We start from the raw sequence: 15323 nt of genomic DNA, 5'->3' as shown, positions 1-15323 counted from the left end.
GTCGCTTGGCCATGACGACAGGTCAAACCTTCGCGCCCGACGCGGACCGGATCGAGGCGCTGGCACGCGACGCGATCGCGCGGCTGCCCCAGCAGTTCCGCCGCTATCTCGACACTGTGGTCCTGCGCGTCGAGGATTTCGCGGATGAGGAGACGCTGGCCGAGCTCGGCATCGACAATCCGTTCGAGCTTTCCGGCCTCTATACGGGCCGGCCGATCGGCGAGAAATCCATCACCGAATCGGGTGCCTTGCCGGACATGATCCATCTCTATCGCCGCGCGCTGCTCGACGAATGGGTGGAGACGGGCGTCAGCCTGGAGGCGCTGGTCGCCCATGTGCTGATCCATGAAGTGGGCCATCATTTCGGCCTTTCGGACGCGGACATGCACGCGCTGGAGCAGGCCGCCGGATGAGGAGCCCGGCGGGGCTGAGCTTCGAGGCCATATCCTGCCTGCGCGGGAACCGGCTGCTGTTCGAGGATCTGAGCTTCGCGCTCGGGCCCGGCGCCGCGCTGATGATCCGGGGGCCGAACGGCGCGGGCAAATCGAGCCTGCTCAGGATCGCAGGCGGCCTGCTTGCGCCCGCCGCCGGCCGGGTGGTGCGATCGGGCGACATGGCCTTCACAAGCGAGGCGGCGGCGCTGGACGAACGGCTGCCGCTGGCGGACGCGCTCCATTTTTGGGCGCGGATCGATGGGCGCGGCCGGAACGATGTCGACCGGGGGCTGGAGGCAATGGGGCTTGGGCCGCTCGATCAGGTGCCCGTCAGGATGCTTTCCACCGGGCAGCGCAGGCGCGCGGCCCTGGCACGGGTGATCGCGGGCAAGGCAGCGATCTGGCTGCTCGACGAGCCCGCCAACGGGCTCGATACGGCCTCGCTCGACCGGCTCGCCGCTGCGATGACGGCGCACCGGGCGGAGGGTGGCATCGTGCTTGCCGCGAGCCATCAGCCGCTCGGGCTGGATGATCCGCAGGAGCTGGCGCTGTGAGGGCGCTCGCACTGATCGTGCGGCGCGATCTGGCGCTGAGCTTCGCCGGCGGCGGGGCGATGATGCCGCTGATCTTCTTCCTGCTGGTGGCGACGCTCTTCCCCTTCGCGGTGGGGCCGGACGCGGCGCTGCTCGGCCGGGTGGGCGGCGGCGCCTTGTGGATGGCGGCGCTGCTGGCAGCACTTCTGCCCGTCGACCGGCTGATCGAGCCGGACGCGCGCGCGGGGATTCTCGATCAATATGTGGTGCGCGGGATCAGCGACGAGGCGGTGGCGGGCGCCAAGATCCTCGCCCATTGGCTGGGCTTCGGCCCGCCGCTGATGCTGGCGGCGCTGCCGGCGGCAGCATTGCTCAAGCTCGACGGAGCGACGGTCATGCGACTCGAAGCGGGGCTCGCGCTCGGCACGCCGGGGCTGGCCGCGCTCGCGGTCGCGACCAGCGCGCTGACGGCGGGCCTGCGCGGCGCGGGTGCGCTGGCAGGGCTGGTGATGCTGCCGCTCGCCGTGCCGCTCCTCATCTTCGGCGCGGGCGGGCTCGGCGTTCAGGGCCATGGCGCGCTCAAGCTGCTCGCCGCAAGCTCGCTGCTGCTGCTCGCGGGTGCGCCCTTCGCGGCGGGCGCCGCGCTGCGGGCGGGGCGGGATTAATCGCCACCCGACCGCGCTCAGCCTGAACGCGGCTGATTTGGAAAAGGCCCTAGTCCCGCACCCAGCGGGCGAAAATGGCGGTGGGGAGGAGGAGGCCGCGCGCTTCCTCGCGCACCGCCATCTCGCCGACCTCGACCCGACCGCCGAGCCCGGCCATCGCCTGATTCAAAAGCTCGCCGATCGCCAGCGCCGACATGCGGACCGCATAGACCGTCAGCACGAGGAATTTGGAGCGTTCGTCGAGCAGCTTGCGGCAATCGGCGATCAGGCTAGGCAGGCTTTCCTCCAACCGCCACACCTCGCCCGTCGGCCCGCGCCCGAATTTGGGCGGATCGAGAAAGATGCCGTCATAGCGCCGCCCGCGCCGCACCTCGCGCGCCGCGAATTTGGCGGCATCGTCGATAATCCAGCGGATCGGCCGGTCCGCGAGATCGGCGAGCAGCGCATTGGCGCGGCCGCCCTCGACCGATTTCTTGGACGCATCGACATGCACCATCTCGGCGCCCTTGGCCGCAAGCGCCAAGGTGCCGACGCCGGTATAGCCGAACAGGTTGAGGACCTGATCACCCTCCCCCGTGCGCTCGCGCATCCAGGCCCATTGCGGCGCCATGTCGGGGAAGAAAGCGAGATGGCGGAAAGGCGTGCACATCGCCGTGAAGCGCACATCCTCCCATTTCAATGGCCAGCCGCCGCGCGGCACATCGCGCGACAAATGCCATTTGCCGCCGCCTTCATCGTCCGAAGCCGCGATGAAATCGCCATCGGCCGACCAGTTGGGATCGGCCGGCGCCCACATCGCCTGCGGTTCGGGACGGATGAAGCGGAAACGGCCATAGCGCTCCAGCTTGCGGCCATGGCCCGAATCGACCAGCCCATAATCGGCCCAGGGTTCGGCAACGAGCGTGAGGAGGTTCATGCGACCTTCGCGAGCCTTCCGCCCACCGTCGCCAGCGCCTCGCCGCCCGCCAGCGCCGCGGCCCCGGCGGCGCGCGCATGGGCGACCGTGACCGATTCGATCGCCGCCACCGTCTCGGCCACGGGCACGATGCGGCCATGGACCTGGATCTGGCGCGCAAGATGGTCGCAGCGCGATCCGACCGCCTCCAGCCCCATCAGCAGCCCCGCCTTGGCCTGCGCCTTGGCGCGCGCCAGCTCCGCCTCATCGAGCGTCTCGGCCGTCTCGGCGAGGATGCGGCGGGCAAGCGCCAGCGCTTCTCCCGCCTGCGCGCGCGTGGCGGCGCAATAGACGCCGAACAGCCCGGTTTCGGCATAAGGCTGCGTCCAGGCATAGATGGAATAGGCAAGCCCGCGCTGCTCGCGCACCTGCTGGAACAGACGCGAGGACATGCCCCCACCCGCCGCGCTGGCGAAGAGCGACAGGGCATGAAGATCGCGATGCGCCTGCCCCACGCCGGGATGCGCGAGCGCCACATGAAGCTGGTCGAAGCGGCGCCGGTCATGATGCGCGCCGCCCGCGAAGACGGCCGAGGCATGCGGCGGTGGGGCACCCGCCGCCATGTCGCCGAAGCGCGCCTCGGCTAGCTTGAGGAGCTGATCCTCGTCCACCTTGCCTGCGGCGGCGATCACCAGCGCATCGGGGTGATATTGCGTCCTGAGCCACTCGCCCAGCGCCTCCGCGTCGATCGCGGCGATGCTCTCCTCCGTGCCCAGCACGGGAAGACCGAGCGGCTGATCGGGGAAGGCGGCGGCCTGGAGATGATCGAAGATGATGTCGTCGGGCGTATCGCGCGCCTCGCCCAGCTCGGCCAGCACGACGCCCTTCTCGCGCTCCAGCTCGTCCGCGTCGAAATGCGGCGCGCGGACGAGATCGGCGATCACCTCGAGCCCGAGCGGCAGATCCTCCGCCAGCATGCGCGCGTGAAAGACGGTATGGTCGCGCGCCGTCCAGGCGTTGAGCGAGCCGCCGGCATCCTCGATCGTCTCGGCGATGGCGCGCGCATCGCGCGTGCCCGCGCCCTTGAACACCATATGCTCGACCATATGGGCAAGGCCGGCGAGCCCCGCCGGCTCGGACCGCGCGCCGACATCGGCATAGAGGCCGACCGCGAGCGTCTCGACCCCCGTCATCGGCTCGACGGCGATGGTGATGCCGTTCGCCAGCCGGTGGAGGCGCGCGGTCATGCCGGTGCCACGCTCCGCTCCGCGACATGGGCCTTGATCGCCTCCAGCGTCGCCGGCAGCGTGGTGTAGCGCTCCTCGCGCTCGAACAGGCCGCCGACACGTGCCGGAAGCGAAGGCCGCTGCCCGGTGGCGCGTTCCACCGCATCGCTGAACTTCGCCGGATGCGCCGTCGCCAGCGTCACCACCGGAATCTCGCGCGGCAGATCGGCGCTGCGCGCAGCAGCCAGGCCGATCGCCGTATGCGGATCGATGATCTCGCCCGCTTCCTGGCAGGCCCAGCGCATCGCCAGCGCCATGCCGTCCGCATCGATGCGCGCGCTGTCGAAGATCGCGGCCGCCTCCTGGCGCATGGCGGCGGGAATGGCGAGCGCGCGGGTCGCCTCGAAGCCGCGCATCGCCTCGGCCAGCGCGGCGCCATCGCGGCCGTGAAGATCGAACAGCAGCCGCTCGAAATTGGAGCTCACCTGAATGTCCATCGAGGGGGCGGCGGTCGGCGTCACGATACCCGTCGAATAGTCGCCCGCCGAAAGCGCGCGATGGAGGATGTCGTTGACGTTGGTGGCGACGATCAGCCGGGCGACCGGCAGGCCCATGCGCGCGGCGACATAGCCCGCGAACACATCGCCGAAATTGCCCGTCGGCACGGAGAAGGCGACCGCCCGATCGGGCGCGCCGAGCCGGACGGCAGCGTAGAAATAATAGACGATCTGAGCCATCAGCCGCGCCCAGTTGATCGAATTGACCGCCGACAACGTATAGCGTTGCGTAAATTCGCGATCGGCGAAGGCCGCCTTCACCAGCGCCTGCGCATCATCGAAGCTGCCCTCGATCGCGATATTATGGACGTTGGGCGCGAGCACGGTCGTCATCTGCCGCCGCTGCACGTCGGACACACGACCGAGCGGGTGGAGCATGAAGATGTCGACCTTCTCGCGGCCGGCCAGCGCGTCGATCGCAGCCGATCCGGTGTCGCCACTGGTGGCGCCGATCACCGTCAGATGCGTGTCGCGACATTTAAGGAAGCGCTCGAACAGCAGACCGAGCAGTTGCAGCGCCACATCCTTGAAGGCGAGCGTCGGCCCATGGAACAGCTCGAGCAGGAAATGGCGCGCGTCGAGCTGGACGAGCGGCGTGACCGCGGCATGGCTGAAGCGACCATAAGCGGCCTCGCAAAGATCGCGCAGTTCCTCATCCGAGAGCGATCCCGCGACGAAGGGCCGCATCACCGCGACCGCCGTATCGACATAGGAGAGACCGGCGAGCGCGCGGATGTCTTCCGCCGTGAAGCTGGGCCAGACTTCGGGCACATAGAGCCCTCCGTCCGCGGCAAGCCCCGTCAGGGTGACGTCTTCAAAGTCGAGCGTGGGGGCCTGCCCCCTCGTGCTGATGTAGCGCATGGTGGCGGCGGCTTAGCGCCGGCGCCCGGTCGCGGCAACTTTTTAGGGCTTAGGCTCCCGGCCGCGACGGCTGAACGCAAGGCCGGAGATTATCAGCGCCACACCCGCGAACAGGAACCATTGCACCGCATAGGCGCGATGATTGTTGGGAATCTGCTCCGGCGAAGGCAGAGCGGAGGGCTCCAGCCCCGGCGCGGCGCGGTCCGAGACGAGCAGGATCACATGCTCGCGATCCGATTCGATCACGCCCGTGACCCGCCCGCCGCGCCAGCTCTTGGGCGGATCGGCGCTTTTCGACCAGCCCATGTCGACATTGAGGCCGGGTCCCTCCGCACCCCCGGTGCGGCACGCGGCGATATGGCGCCAGCCCGATTCGCCCGCGCGGTTGCGCCCCGCCCGCGCCGTCCAGCCCGTCGGCTGGAGGCAGAAGCCGCCCGCGCGGCGGAAGAGCAGGCTGCCGTCGGTCGGCGGCACGGCGGGCCAGGCCATAGGCGGCAGGCGCGATGCCTGCGCATAGCGTGCCAACAGCCCTTCCTTCCACTCGGCACGACGCAACTGCCAGAGGCCGAGCCCGATCATCAGCAGGACGGCCAGCGCCACGACGATCATGGGGATGAGGGGGATGCGCTTCATGGCCGATCGACGATCCGTCCCTCGCGCGCGGCGTTGCGATATTCGAGCGCGATGAGCGCCCCCTTGCTCAGCCGCATCGCCCCGACCACCGCGGCGATGGTGAGCGGCACCCAGAGCAGGAGATGAAGCCAGAAAGGCGGATGGACCGTCCGCTCGAAGAGAATCGCGATCGCCGAGATCAGCGCGCCGAGGATCAGTGTAAGGAAGGCGGCCGGCCCGTCACCCACATTGAAGCTTGAGAAATCGAGGCCGCAGACACGGCAGCGCGGCGCGAAGCGGACAGCGCCCAGGAACAGGCCCGGCGCGCCGCAGCGGGGGCAGAGCCCCCGGAGGCCGGCCTGGATCGGGGAGGGCGCGACGGGATCGTTCATGGAATCATCGCGCCGCGCGCACCAGGGCGCGTCAGCCGTGGACCGGCGCGCCCCAGCCACCCCAGACATAGATGGAGACGAACAGGAACAGCCATACGACATCGACGAAATGCCAGTACCAGGCCGCCGCCTCGAAGCCGAAATGCTGCTTGGGCGTGAAATCGCCGCGATAGGCACGGATCAGGCAGACGGTGAGGAAGATGGTGCCGATGATCACATGGAAGCCGTGAAAGCCGGTCGCCATGAAGAAGGCGGCGCCATAGTTCAGCCCTTTGAAGGCGAAGGGCGCATGGGCATATTCATAGGCCTGGATCGACGAGAAGATCAGGCCGAGCGCGATGGTGCACCACAGGCCCTTCTGCATCCCGTCGCGATCGCCATGCAGCAGCGCATGATGCGCCCAGGTGACGGTGGTGCCCGAGCAGAGCAGGATCAGCGTGTTGAGCAGCGGCAGATGGAAGGGATCGATCACCTCGACGCCCTTGGGCGGCCAGACGCCGCCGACCGCCTCGACGGTCGAGGGGAAGAGCGCGAAATCGAACCAGGCCCAGAACCAGCCGACGAAGAACATCACCTCGGAGGCGATGAACAGGATCATGCCGTAGCGCAGATGGAGCTGCACCACCGGCGTATGCTCGCCGGCATTGGCCTCGCGGATCACATCGGCCCACCAGCAGAACATGGTGCCGAGAACGCCTGCAAGGCCGAGGAAGAACAGCCAGCTTCCGGCGGGATGACTGTGCATCCACATGACCGCGCCGACCGCCAGGACGAGCGCCGCGATCGAGCCGATGAACGGCCAGGGGCTCGGCGGCAGGATATGATAATCGTGGCTCTTCGCTCCGGCCATGTCCGCCCTTCCCCTCATTCTTCCGCTTGTCGTTCTGCCTAATTCTTAATCCTTGCCCTTGCCGGAATCCACCGGGAAGAAAGTGTAGGACAGGGTGATCTCGCTGATGCCCTTCGCGTCCGGATCGTCGAGCAGCCTGGGATCGACATAATAGATTACAGGCATGCGCACCGTCTCGCCCGGCCGCAGCGTCTGCTCGGTGAAGCAGAAGCATTGGATCTTGGTGAAATATTGCCCGGCCTGATCGGGCGTGACGTTGAAGCTCGCCGTGCCCGTGATCGGCTTGTCGGAAAGATTGGTCGCGGTGAAGAAGGCCATTTCCCGCGCGCCGACGGCGACGCGATCGACATGTTTTTCCGGCTGGAAGCGCCAGGCGAGCGCGGGCGCGACATTGGCGTCGAAACGGACGTCCAGCATCTTGCCGACCACCGCGCCGGGCGCTTCCGCGCCGATGGCCTTCTGCGTCGTGCCGTTGAGGCCCGTCACCTGGCAGAAGAGGCGATAGAGCGGCACGCTGGCATAGCCGAGCCCCAGCATCGCCAGTGCGATCAGCAGCGCCGCGAGCCCGATGCGACGATTCTTCCGGGCAAGCGCGGCGGCGGCGGTCATGACATTTTCGCGATCGAAATGGCGTAGAAGAGGATCACGAGCGCGCCGAGGATCAGCGCGGTGACGACCGCGCGCGCATGCTGGCGGCGGCGGACCTCCTTCATATCGGGATCCTCAATCACAGCCCGAGCAGCCTGTCGACGACGAGCGCGCCGAACAGGGCGAAGAGATAGAGGATCGAGAAGGCGAACAGCCGCCGTTCGGGCCGCATCTTCGCCTGATCCGTCTCGCGGCTGAGCGCGACCTGGCCCGCCAGCAGCAGGAAGAAGCCGGTCAGCCCCGTCGCGACGACGCCATAGACATAGCCGGCAAGGCCGAGCGGCCAGGGCGCCACCGCCACCCCCGCCATCGGCAGGCTGTACAGGAACACTTGGTTGCGCGTCGTGCGCGTGCCGGCGACGACCGGCAGCATCGGCACGCCCGCCGCCGCATAATCGGTGCGGATGAACAGCGACAGCGCCCAGAAATGGGGCGGCGTCCAGAAGAAGATGAGCGCGAACAGCAGCGCCGGCAGCGGATCGACCGTGCCCGTCGCCGCCGCCCAGCCGATCAGCGGCGGAAAGGCGCCCGCGGCGCCGCCGATGACGATATTCTGCGGCGTGCGGCGCTTCAGCCACACCGTATAGACCAGCACGTAGAAGAGGATGGAGGCCGTCAGGATCGCGGCCGCCAGCAGATTGACCGCAAGCCCCATCAGCAGAACGGAAAAGACCGCAAGGCCGACGCCGAAATGGAGGGCCGAGGAGCGCTCCATCCGGCCGGCGGGAAGCGGGCGGCCGGCGGTGCGCTTCATCAGCGCATCCAGATCCGCCTCATACCATTGGTTGAGCGCGCCGGAGGCCCCCGCGCCGAGCGCGATGCAAAGGATCGCGGTAAAGCCGATCACCGGATGGATCGGGGCGGGCGCGGCCAGCATGCCGCACAGGCCGGTGAAGACGACGAGCGTCATCACCCTGGGCTTGGTGAGCGCGAGAAAGTCGCGCCATTCGGCCGGCATGGCGGCGGCGGCGGTGGGAAGCGGACTGGTGGCCATGTTCATCTTGCTTTTGCGGCTCTCACCCCGGCCGCGGCGGGGGTGAAAGGGCAGCTTAGTCGATCCTCGGCAATTGTTCGAACTGGTGGAAGGGCGGCGGGCTGGGCAGCGTCCATTCGAGCGTCGTCGCGCCCTCGCCCCACGGATTGGCTGCGGCCTTCCGGCCGGCGACGAGCGAGACGATGACGTTCACGAAGAAGACGAGCATGCCCAGCAGCATCACGCCATAGCCGATCGACGCGAAATGATTCCAGTAGGAATAGGCATCCGGATAATCGGGATAGCGGCGCGGCATGCCCTGCAGGCCCAGGAAATGCATCGGGAAGAACAGCATGTTCACGCCGGCGAAGAACAGCCAGAAATGGAGCTGGCCGAGCAATTCGCTGTAATTCTTGCCCGACATCTTCGGGAACCAGTAATAGAAACCCGCGAACAGCGCGAACACCGCGCCGAGCGACAGAACATAATGGAAGTGCGCGATGACATAATAAGTGTCGTGCACATAATTATCGATGCCGCCATTGGCGAGCACGACGCCCGTGACGCCGCCGACCGTGAACATGAACACGAAGCCGAGCGCCCAGACCATCGGCGTCCTGAACGACAGCGAACCGCCCCACATCGTTGCGATCCAGGAGAAGATCTTGATGCCGGTCGGCACCGCGATCACCATCGTCGCCGCGGTGAAATACATTTTGGTGTTCACGCTGAGGCCGGTCGTGAACATGTGGTGCGCCCACACGATGAAGCCGACCACGCCGATCGCGACCATCGCATAGGCCATGCCGAGATAGCCGAATACCGGCTTGCGGCTGAAGGTGGCGATGATGTGGCTGATCATGCCGAAGCCCGGCAGGATCATGATATAAACTTCCGGATGGCCGAAGAACCAGAAGAGATGCTGGTAGAGGATCGGATCGCCGCCGCCCGAAGCATCGAAGAAGGTCGTGCCGAAATTGCGATCCGTCAGCAGCATCGTGATCGCCGCCGCGAGCACCGGAAGCGCCAGCAGCAGCAGGAAGGAGGTAACGAGCATCGACCAGGCGAAGAGCGGCATCTTGTGCAGCGTCATGCCCGGCGCGCGCATGTTGAGGATGGTGGTGATGAAGTTGATCGCGCCCAGGATCGACGACGCGCCCGCAATGTGCAGCGCGAGTATGCCGAGATCGACCGCGGGCCCCGCCGAGCCGCTCGTCGAGAGCGGCGCATAGACCGTCCAGCCGGTGCCCGCGCCGGGCCCCGTGCCGCCCGACACGAAGGTCGAGCTCAAGAGCAGGATGAAGGCCGGGACGAGCAGCCAGAAGCTGATATTGTTCATCCGCGGAAAGGCCATGTCCGGCGCGCCGATCATGATCGGCACGAAATAATTGCCGAAGCCGCCGACCATCGCGGGCATCACCATGAAGAAGACCATGATGAGGCCATGCGCGGTGATGAGCACGTTCCACAGATGGAGCGCCGTGTCGAAATTGTCCGTGCCCGCCCAGAGCGGCAGATATTGGATGCCCGGCGCGGCGAGCTCGAGGCGCATCAGGCCCGATATCGCGCCGCCGACGATACCGGCGAAGATCGCGAAGATCAGATAGAGTATGCCGATATCCTTGTGGTTCGTGGACATGAACCAGCGCTGGAAGAAGCCCGGCAGATGTTCGGCATGATGCCCATGCCCATGATCCTCATAGAGCTGGAAAGGGGCGGCGGTCGCGGTCGTGTCGGTCATGGCTGCGGGGCCTCAGCTCGCGGTGGCGCCCTGCGCCGGGGCGGCGGCAGGAACGGTCTCGTTGGCGGCGGGTGCTGCGGGTGCCGCGCCCTTCATCGTGCCGCCCTTGGAGGCGACCCAAGCGGCGAAACGCGCGGGCGGCACCACCTCGACGGCGATCGGCATATAAGCGTGGCGTGCGCCGCACAGTTCCGAGCATTGGCCATAATAGACGCCCGGGCGATCGACCTTGAACCAGGTCTCGTTCAGGCGGCCGGGAACCGCGTCCATCTTGGCCCAGAAGGCGGGAACGGCGAAGCTGTGGATCACATCGTTCGAGGTGACGATCAGCTTCACGACCGCGCCGGCGGGCACCACCATCCGCTCGTCCACCGCGAGCAGGCGGGGGCCGTCCGCGTCGGTGCGGGCGCGCTGGCCGGCGGGGATCTCATCCTTCTCCCTGAGCATGTTGGAGACGATCTCGAAATCGCCATTGTCCGGATATTGATAGGTCCAGTACCACTGGTTGCCGATCACCTTCACGGTGAGGTCCGCCCTGGGCGCGGCATATTGCTTCGCGAGGAGCTGGATCGAGGGCACCGCGATCACGACCAGGATGACCACCGGCGCGAGCGTCCACATCACCTCGATGAAGGTGTTGTGCGAGGTTCCGGACGGAAGCGGGTTCACCTTGGCGCGATAGCGGAAGACGGCATAGAGCAGCAGCAGCAGGACGAACAGCGAGATGACCGTGATGATCGGCATCAGCACGGCATTGTGCATCCACCGCGCATCGGCGCCGACCTCGGTGAACTGCGGCTGGAGCGTGATGGCACCGGGGACCGGCTGGCCGATTCCGGCCTCGGGCGCGGCATGGGCGAAGGCGGGCGCGGCCGGAGTCGCGGGCACCGCGGCCGGAGCGGCGGCGGGCGGGGCCGCTTCCTGCACCACGGGAGCAGGCACGGGCGCCTGGGCCAGCGTCGGAACGGCCGCCATAATGGCGCCTGCCAACGCCATTATCGCCACTATCGGTTTCAGCGTCGTCATCCTTACCCCCGCAAGCGCCCCGGCGGGTGCCCTTCAAATATTCGGGCCGGCCGGACCGCGATTATCTTTTGGCATAGCTCAAAGGGTTCTCAACACCGGATCGCGCCGAATTGCAAGCGGTTGAAGCCGCGTCACGAGCGGCCTATCTGGCGCATGTCCGATGAAATGGGGGTATGAATGATGACCGACGAGGAGGTGCTGGCCGAATTCCGCACCGCGGATGCGCTTCTCGAAGGCCATTTCATCCTCTCGTCCGGCCTGCGCAGCCCGCGTTACCTGCAATGCGCGCGCGTGCTGATGAACCCGGCGCGCGCCGGGCGGCTGGCCGAGGAATTGGCCCGGAGGATTCCCGACAAGGTAAAAATTCGCCTCGGCGCGGTCGTCTCGCCCGCCATGGGCGGCGTGATCGCCGGGCATGAGATGGGGCGTGCGCTGGGGCTCGACGCGATGTTCGTCGAGCGGCCCGACGGCACCTTCGGCCTGCGCCGCGGCTTTTCGCTCTATCCGGGGCAGAAGGTGCTGCTGATGGAGGATGTCGTCACCACCGGCCTGTCCTCGCGCGAGGCGATCGCGGCGGTGACGGCGGCGGGCGGCGAGGTGATCGCGGCGGCGGCGCTGGTCGATCGTTCGGGCGGCAAGGCCGATCTGGGCGTGCCCTTCTATCCGCTGATCCGGATCGACGTGCCGACCTACCAGCCGGATGCGCTTCCGCCCGAGCTGGCGGCGATTCCCGCCGTAAAGCCCGGAAGCCGGGTCGTGGCGGGATGAACGCACCTTGCTGAACCGCCACCTCCGCCTGGGGGTCAATATCGATCATGTCGCCACCATCCGCAACGCGCGCGGCGGCGACCATCCCGATCCGCTGCGCGCGGCGCTCGCCGCCGCCGAGGCCGGCGCCGATGGCATCACCGCCCATCTGCGCGAGGATCGCCGCCACATCACTGACGAGGATATCGCACGGCTTGAGGATTCGCTGGCGATCCCGCTCAATCTGGAAATGGCGGCGACCGAGGAGATGCTGGCGATCGCGCTCCGCCACCGGCCGCACGCCGCCTGCATCGTGCCCGAGCGGCGCGAGGAGCGGACGACCGAAGGCGGGCTCGACGCGGCCGGCCAGCATGCGCATCTGGCGCCCTTCGTCGCCCGGCTGGGCGATGCGGGGATCCGCGTCAGCCTGTTCATCGAGCCCGATCCCCGCCAGATCGAGGCAGCGCTGAAGCTGGGCGCGCCGGTGGTGGAATTCCACACGGGCGCCTATGCACATGCCGAGGGCGAGGCGCGCGCGCAGGAGCTGCGCCGCATCGCCGATGCCGCGGCTCTCGCCGCCAAAAATGGGATAGAGGCGCATGCCGGCCATGGCCTGACCTTCGCCAATGTGACGGCGATCGCCGCCATTCCCCAAATAGCGGAGCTCAATATCGGCCATTTCCTGATCGGCGAGGCGATCTTCACCGGCCTGGACGAAAGCGTCCGCCGGATGCGCGCGCTGATGGACGCCGCTCGATGACGATCCGGCGCGCGGGAAACGGGCCGCGATGATCGTCGGCATCGGATCGGACCTGTGCAATATCGAGCGCATCCAGAATTCGCTCGACCGCTTCGGCGAGCGGTTCGTGGAACGGGTGTTCACCGATATCGAACGCGCCAAGGCTGAGCGGCGGACGCTCACCCGCGCGGCCACTTATGCCAAGCGCTTCGCCGCCAAGGAGGCTTTTTCCAAGGCGGTCGGCACAGGTTTCCGCGTCGGCGTGTTCATGAAGGATATCGGCGTGGTGAACGCGCCGTCGGGCGCGCCGACGCTGGCGCTGACCGGGGGCGCGCGGTCGAGGCTTGACGCGCTGACGCCGCCGGGCCACGCCATTGAAATACATTTGACGCTTACCGACGATCATCCCTGGGCGCAGGCGTTCGTCATTCTTTATGCGCGCCCCTGTGAGGAGAAGATCGCGTGAGCGATCGCCAGATGTCCATGTCCGCCAAAAGCATCGAGAAGAAGGGAAAGCCCGAAGGAAAAGCGGGCACGGACTGGTGGGCCGAGGCGCGGGGCATATTGTGGCTGGTGCTGGCGGTGCTCGCCTTCCACAGCTTCATCGCCAAGCCCTTCTACATCCCGTCCGAATCGATGATGCCGACGCTCATCAAGGGCGACCGGCTGGTCGTGACCAAATATCCCTATGGCTGGTCCTATGTGTCGCCTTCCTTCCACGTCCTCCCCTTCATCGAGGGTCGGCTGTTCGGACGGATGCCGGAGCGCGGCGACATCGTGATCGTCAAGCCGCCGCTCGAGGATGCGGACTATATCAAGCGCGTCATCGGCCTGCCGGGCGACCGGCTGGAGGTGCGCGGCGGCACGGTGATCCTGAACGGCGCGCCCGTGAAGCGCGTGGCCGAAGCGCCGGCGCGTATCCCGATCGACGCCAATGTACCGTGCGACTCGGCCGCCGTGATGGACCTGCAGGTGACGGACAAGGACGGCCGCCGCTATTGCGCCATGCCCCGCGTGCGCGAGACGCTGCCCAATGGCGTGAGCTTCGACACGATCGACCTTGGACCGAGCCAGACCGACGATTATCCGGAAATCACCATTCCCGCCGGCCATGTCTTCCTGATGGGCGATAATCGCGACCAGTCGGCCGACAGCCGCGTGCCTGCCGAGCTCAACGGCCTGGGCGGGCCCGTGCCGGTCGAAAATCTCGGTGGCCGCGCCGAATTCATCACCTTCTCGCTCGACGGCACGTCGAACCTGTGGAACCCGGTGAGCTGGTTCACCGCGATGCGTGGTGGCCGCGCGGGCAGCAGCCTCCATCCCGACAAGGTCGGCAGCGGAGCCCCGGCGAAATGAACGAGCGGCCCGGCGGCCATATAGAGGAACCGGGCCCGGCGGACTTTCGCGACCCGCTCACCCAGCGTGAGCTGAAGCGGGCGATCATCTGGCTCGGCACGGCGGTGGCGATCGTTGCGGCCTGGTTCCTCGCCCAGTCGATCCTGCTGATCCTCGGCGGGCTGGTCTTCGCCACAATGCTCGACGGCGGCGCGCGGCTGCTCGGCCGCGTCCTGCCGATCGGGCGGGGCTGGCGGCTGGCGATCATCTGCATCGCCTTTCTCGCCTTCATAGTCTGGATATTCTATTTCGCGGGCTATCAGCTCGCCGGCCAGGCGGAAGCGCTGCGCACCGTCATCACCGCCCAGTTCAACCGCCTGTTCGGCTGGGCGCAGTCGATCGGCCTCGTCACGCGCGGCACGGGAGCGGGCGAGATCGGCCAGCGACTGCTGGGCTCGCTCGGCCAGGTGACGGCGGCGCTGGGCAATGCGCTGGGCGCGATATCGAGCCTCGCCATGATCGTCGTGATCGGCATCTTCGTTGCGATCGAGCCGCGCCTCTATGAACGCGGCGTAGCCTGGATGCTGCCGATGGAAAGGCGGGCGGCCTTTTATGAGACCTCGGCCAAGCTCGGATGGACGATGCGCCGGCTCATGGCGGGCCGGCTGCTCGGCATGGCGGTGGAAGGCGTCGGCACCTGGATCCTCCTCGCGCTGGGCGGCGTGCCGATGGCGGCGCTGCTCGGCATTCTCACCGGCCTGCTCGCCTTCCTGCCCAATATCGGCGCGATCGTGTCAGGCGTTCTGATCGTGCTGGTCGGCTTCTCTGCCAGCGCGGAGGCGGGCTTCTGGGCGATTGCCGTCTATGTCATCGTGCAGTCGGTCGACGGTTATCTGATCGTGCCGATGGTGGCGAAGCGCTCGGTCGATCTCGCGCCCGCGCTGATATTGGGCGCGCAGCTCCTGTTTGGCGCGCTGTTCGGCATATTGGGGCTGGCGCTGGCCGATCCGATCGTCGCGATGATCAAGGTCCTGCTCGAGGAACGCTCGGGCAATGCCGCGCAAGAAGCCGGCTCCAGGGCCGCCTGAT

At 67.4% G+C, this 15323-nt stretch carries 18 protein-coding genes; 8 read left to right on the top strand and 10 right to left on the bottom strand.

Annotated elements, in window-relative coordinates:
• The first annotated feature begins 11 nt into the window (after positions 1-11).
• The 3 genes from CLG96_RS10560 to CLG96_RS10550 are packed head-to-tail and all read left to right on the top strand — an operon-like array spanning position 12 to position 1632.
• On the top strand, positions 12-413 hold the full coding sequence (locus CLG96_RS10560) for a metallopeptidase family protein (RefSeq protein WP_107967845.1): 402 nt from the start codon (positions 12-14) through the stop codon (positions 411-413).
• Entirely contained in the window at positions 410-988 is a 579-nt protein-coding gene (ccmA, locus tag CLG96_RS10555) for a heme ABC exporter ATP-binding protein CcmA (RefSeq protein ID WP_107967844.1), read from the top strand. The genes CLG96_RS10560 and ccmA overlap by 4 nt, the downstream gene beginning before the upstream one ends.
• Positions 985-1632 (top strand): heme exporter protein CcmB, encoded by a 648-nt coding sequence (locus CLG96_RS10550; RefSeq protein ID WP_107967843.1) that lies wholly within the window; start codon positions 985-987, stop codon positions 1630-1632. The genes ccmA and CLG96_RS10550 overlap by 4 nt, the downstream gene beginning before the upstream one ends.
• 49 nt (positions 1633-1681) lie before the next feature.
• Here the strand turns inward: CLG96_RS10550 and CLG96_RS10545 are convergent, their stop codons facing one another.
• From CLG96_RS10545 to coxB, 10 genes are all read right to left on the bottom strand, one after another.
• Entirely contained in the window at positions 1682-2548 is an 867-nt protein-coding gene (locus CLG96_RS10545; RefSeq protein WP_107967842.1) for a class I SAM-dependent methyltransferase, read from the bottom strand.
• Positions 2545-3774, bottom strand: coding sequence for a M16 family metallopeptidase (locus CLG96_RS10540; protein WP_107967841.1), 1230 nt, complete (start codon positions 3772-3774; stop codon positions 2545-2547). The genes CLG96_RS10545 and CLG96_RS10540 overlap by 4 nt, the downstream gene beginning before the upstream one ends.
• Positions 3771-5171: a threonine synthase gene (thrC, locus tag CLG96_RS10535; protein WP_107967840.1), complete on the bottom strand. Its 1401-nt coding sequence runs from the start codon at positions 5169-5171 to the stop codon at positions 3771-3773. Before thrC ends, CLG96_RS10540 begins: the two co-directional genes overlap by 4 nt.
• Before the next feature lie 42 nt (positions 5172-5213).
• On the bottom strand, positions 5214-5804 hold the full coding sequence (locus CLG96_RS10530; RefSeq protein ID WP_107967839.1) for an SURF1 family protein: 591 nt from the start codon (positions 5802-5804) through the stop codon (positions 5214-5216).
• A complete protein-coding gene (locus CLG96_RS10525; protein WP_107967838.1) occupies positions 5801-6175 on the bottom strand; it encodes a DUF983 domain-containing protein in 375 nt (124 codons plus the stop codon). The genes CLG96_RS10530 and CLG96_RS10525 overlap by 4 nt, the downstream gene beginning before the upstream one ends.
• Before the next feature lie 31 nt (positions 6176-6206).
• Positions 6207-7025 carry a cytochrome c oxidase subunit 3 gene (locus tag CLG96_RS10520; protein WP_107967837.1) on the bottom strand — a complete coding sequence of 273 codons (819 nt, stop codon included), beginning with the start codon at positions 7023-7025 and terminating at the stop codon, positions 6207-6209.
• A 45-nt stretch (positions 7026-7070) separates the two neighbouring features.
• Positions 7071-7634 (bottom strand): cytochrome c oxidase assembly protein, encoded by a 564-nt coding sequence (locus CLG96_RS10515; RefSeq protein WP_107967836.1) that lies wholly within the window; start codon positions 7632-7634, stop codon positions 7071-7073.
• A gap of 118 nt (positions 7635-7752) precedes the next feature.
• On the bottom strand, positions 7753-8673 hold the full coding sequence (locus CLG96_RS10510; protein ID WP_107967835.1) for a heme o synthase: 921 nt from the start codon (positions 8671-8673) through the stop codon (positions 7753-7755).
• Positions 8674-8722: 49 nt separating this feature from the next.
• Positions 8723-10387, bottom strand: coding sequence for a cytochrome c oxidase subunit I (ctaD, locus tag CLG96_RS10505; RefSeq protein WP_107967834.1), 1665 nt, complete (start codon positions 10385-10387; stop codon positions 8723-8725).
• Between the two features lie 12 nt (positions 10388-10399).
• Complete coding sequence (gene coxB, locus CLG96_RS10500) at positions 10400-11413, bottom strand: cytochrome c oxidase subunit II (RefSeq protein WP_107967833.1); 1014 nt, start codon at positions 11411-11413, stop codon at positions 10400-10402.
• A 180-nt stretch (positions 11414-11593) separates the two neighbouring features.
• On the opposite strand from coxB, the gene pyrE reads away from it, so the two are divergent.
• Genes pyrE through CLG96_RS10475 form a run of 5 tightly spaced genes read left to right on the top strand, consistent with a single transcriptional unit; the run spans position 11594 to position 15322 of the window.
• Positions 11594-12181 carry an orotate phosphoribosyltransferase gene (gene pyrE, locus CLG96_RS10495; protein WP_107968090.1) on the top strand — a complete coding sequence of 196 codons (588 nt, stop codon included), beginning with the start codon at positions 11594-11596 and terminating at the stop codon, positions 12179-12181.
• A gap of 10 nt (positions 12182-12191) precedes the next feature.
• Positions 12192-12920, top strand: a complete 729-nt coding sequence (locus tag CLG96_RS10490) for a pyridoxine 5'-phosphate synthase (RefSeq protein ID WP_107968089.1) — start codon at positions 12192-12194, stop codon at positions 12918-12920.
• Between the two features lie 28 nt (positions 12921-12948).
• Positions 12949-13365 carry a holo-ACP synthase gene (gene acpS, locus CLG96_RS10485; RefSeq protein ID WP_107967832.1) on the top strand — a complete coding sequence of 139 codons (417 nt, stop codon included), beginning with the start codon at positions 12949-12951 and terminating at the stop codon, positions 13363-13365.
• Between the two features lie 17 nt (positions 13366-13382).
• Positions 13383-14255, top strand: a complete 873-nt coding sequence (gene lepB / locus CLG96_RS10480; protein WP_243395747.1) for a signal peptidase I — start codon at positions 13383-13385, stop codon at positions 14253-14255.
• Positions 14252-15322 (top strand): AI-2E family transporter, encoded by a 1071-nt coding sequence (locus CLG96_RS10475; protein WP_107967831.1) that lies wholly within the window; start codon positions 14252-14254, stop codon positions 15320-15322. Before lepB ends, CLG96_RS10475 begins: the two co-directional genes overlap by 4 nt.
• The last annotated feature ends 1 nt before the right edge of the window (position 15323 follow it).

The organism is Sphingomonas oleivorans (genome assembly GCF_003050615.1).
GTDB classification, from domain to species: Bacteria; Pseudomonadota; Alphaproteobacteria; order Sphingomonadales; family Sphingomonadaceae; genus Sphingomonas_H; species Sphingomonas_H oleivorans.
The sequence above is the reverse complement of the archived record's forward strand: the minus strand, read 5'-3'. Positions and strand labels throughout refer to the sequence as shown.

Excerpts from the sequence above, each read along its gene's own strand:
- thrC (WP_107967840.1), bottom strand. The coding sequence starts at position 5,171 with ATGCGCTACATCAGCACGAGGGGGCAGGCCCCCACGCTCGACTTTGAA.
- CLG96_RS10515 (WP_107967836.1), bottom strand. The coding sequence starts at position 7,634 with ATGACCGCCGCCGCCGCGCTTGCCCGGAAGAATCGTCGCATCGGGCTC.
- ctaD (WP_107967834.1), bottom strand. The coding sequence starts at position 10,387 with ATGACCGACACGACCGCGACCGCCGCCCCTTTCCAGCTCTATGAGGAT.
- acpS (WP_107967832.1), top strand. The coding sequence starts at position 12,949 with ATGATCGTCGGCATCGGATCGGACCTGTGCAATATCGAGCGCATCCAG.
- CLG96_RS10525 (WP_107967838.1), bottom strand. The coding sequence starts at position 6,175 with ATGAACGATCCCGTCGCGCCCTCCCCGATCCAGGCCGGCCTCCGGGGG.
- CLG96_RS10510 (WP_107967835.1), bottom strand. The coding sequence starts at position 8,673 with ATGAACATGGCCACCAGTCCGCTTCCCACCGCCGCCGCCGCCATGCCG.
- CLG96_RS10540 (WP_107967841.1), bottom strand. The coding sequence starts at position 3,774 with ATGACCGCGCGCCTCCACCGGCTGGCGAACGGCATCACCATCGCCGTC.
- CLG96_RS10560 (WP_107967845.1), top strand. The coding sequence starts at position 12 with ATGACGACAGGTCAAACCTTCGCGCCCGACGCGGACCGGATCGAGGCG.
- CLG96_RS10545 (WP_107967842.1), bottom strand. The coding sequence starts at position 2,548 with ATGAACCTCCTCACGCTCGTTGCCGAACCCTGGGCCGATTATGGGCTG.
- lepB (WP_243395747.1), top strand. The coding sequence starts at position 13,383 with ATGTCCGCCAAAAGCATCGAGAAGAAGGGAAAGCCCGAAGGAAAAGCG.
- ccmA (WP_107967844.1), top strand. The coding sequence starts at position 410 with ATGAGGAGCCCGGCGGGGCTGAGCTTCGAGGCCATATCCTGCCTGCGC.
- pyrE (WP_107968090.1), top strand. The coding sequence starts at position 11,594 with ATGACCGACGAGGAGGTGCTGGCCGAATTCCGCACCGCGGATGCGCTT.
- coxB (WP_107967833.1), bottom strand. The coding sequence starts at position 11,413 with ATGACGACGCTGAAACCGATAGTGGCGATAATGGCGTTGGCAGGCGCC.
- CLG96_RS10520 (WP_107967837.1), bottom strand. The coding sequence starts at position 7,025 with ATGGCCGGAGCGAAGAGCCACGATTATCATATCCTGCCGCCGAGCCCC.
- CLG96_RS10475 (WP_107967831.1), top strand. The coding sequence starts at position 14,252 with ATGAACGAGCGGCCCGGCGGCCATATAGAGGAACCGGGCCCGGCGGAC.
- CLG96_RS10530 (WP_107967839.1), bottom strand. The coding sequence starts at position 5,804 with ATGAAGCGCATCCCCCTCATCCCCATGATCGTCGTGGCGCTGGCCGTC.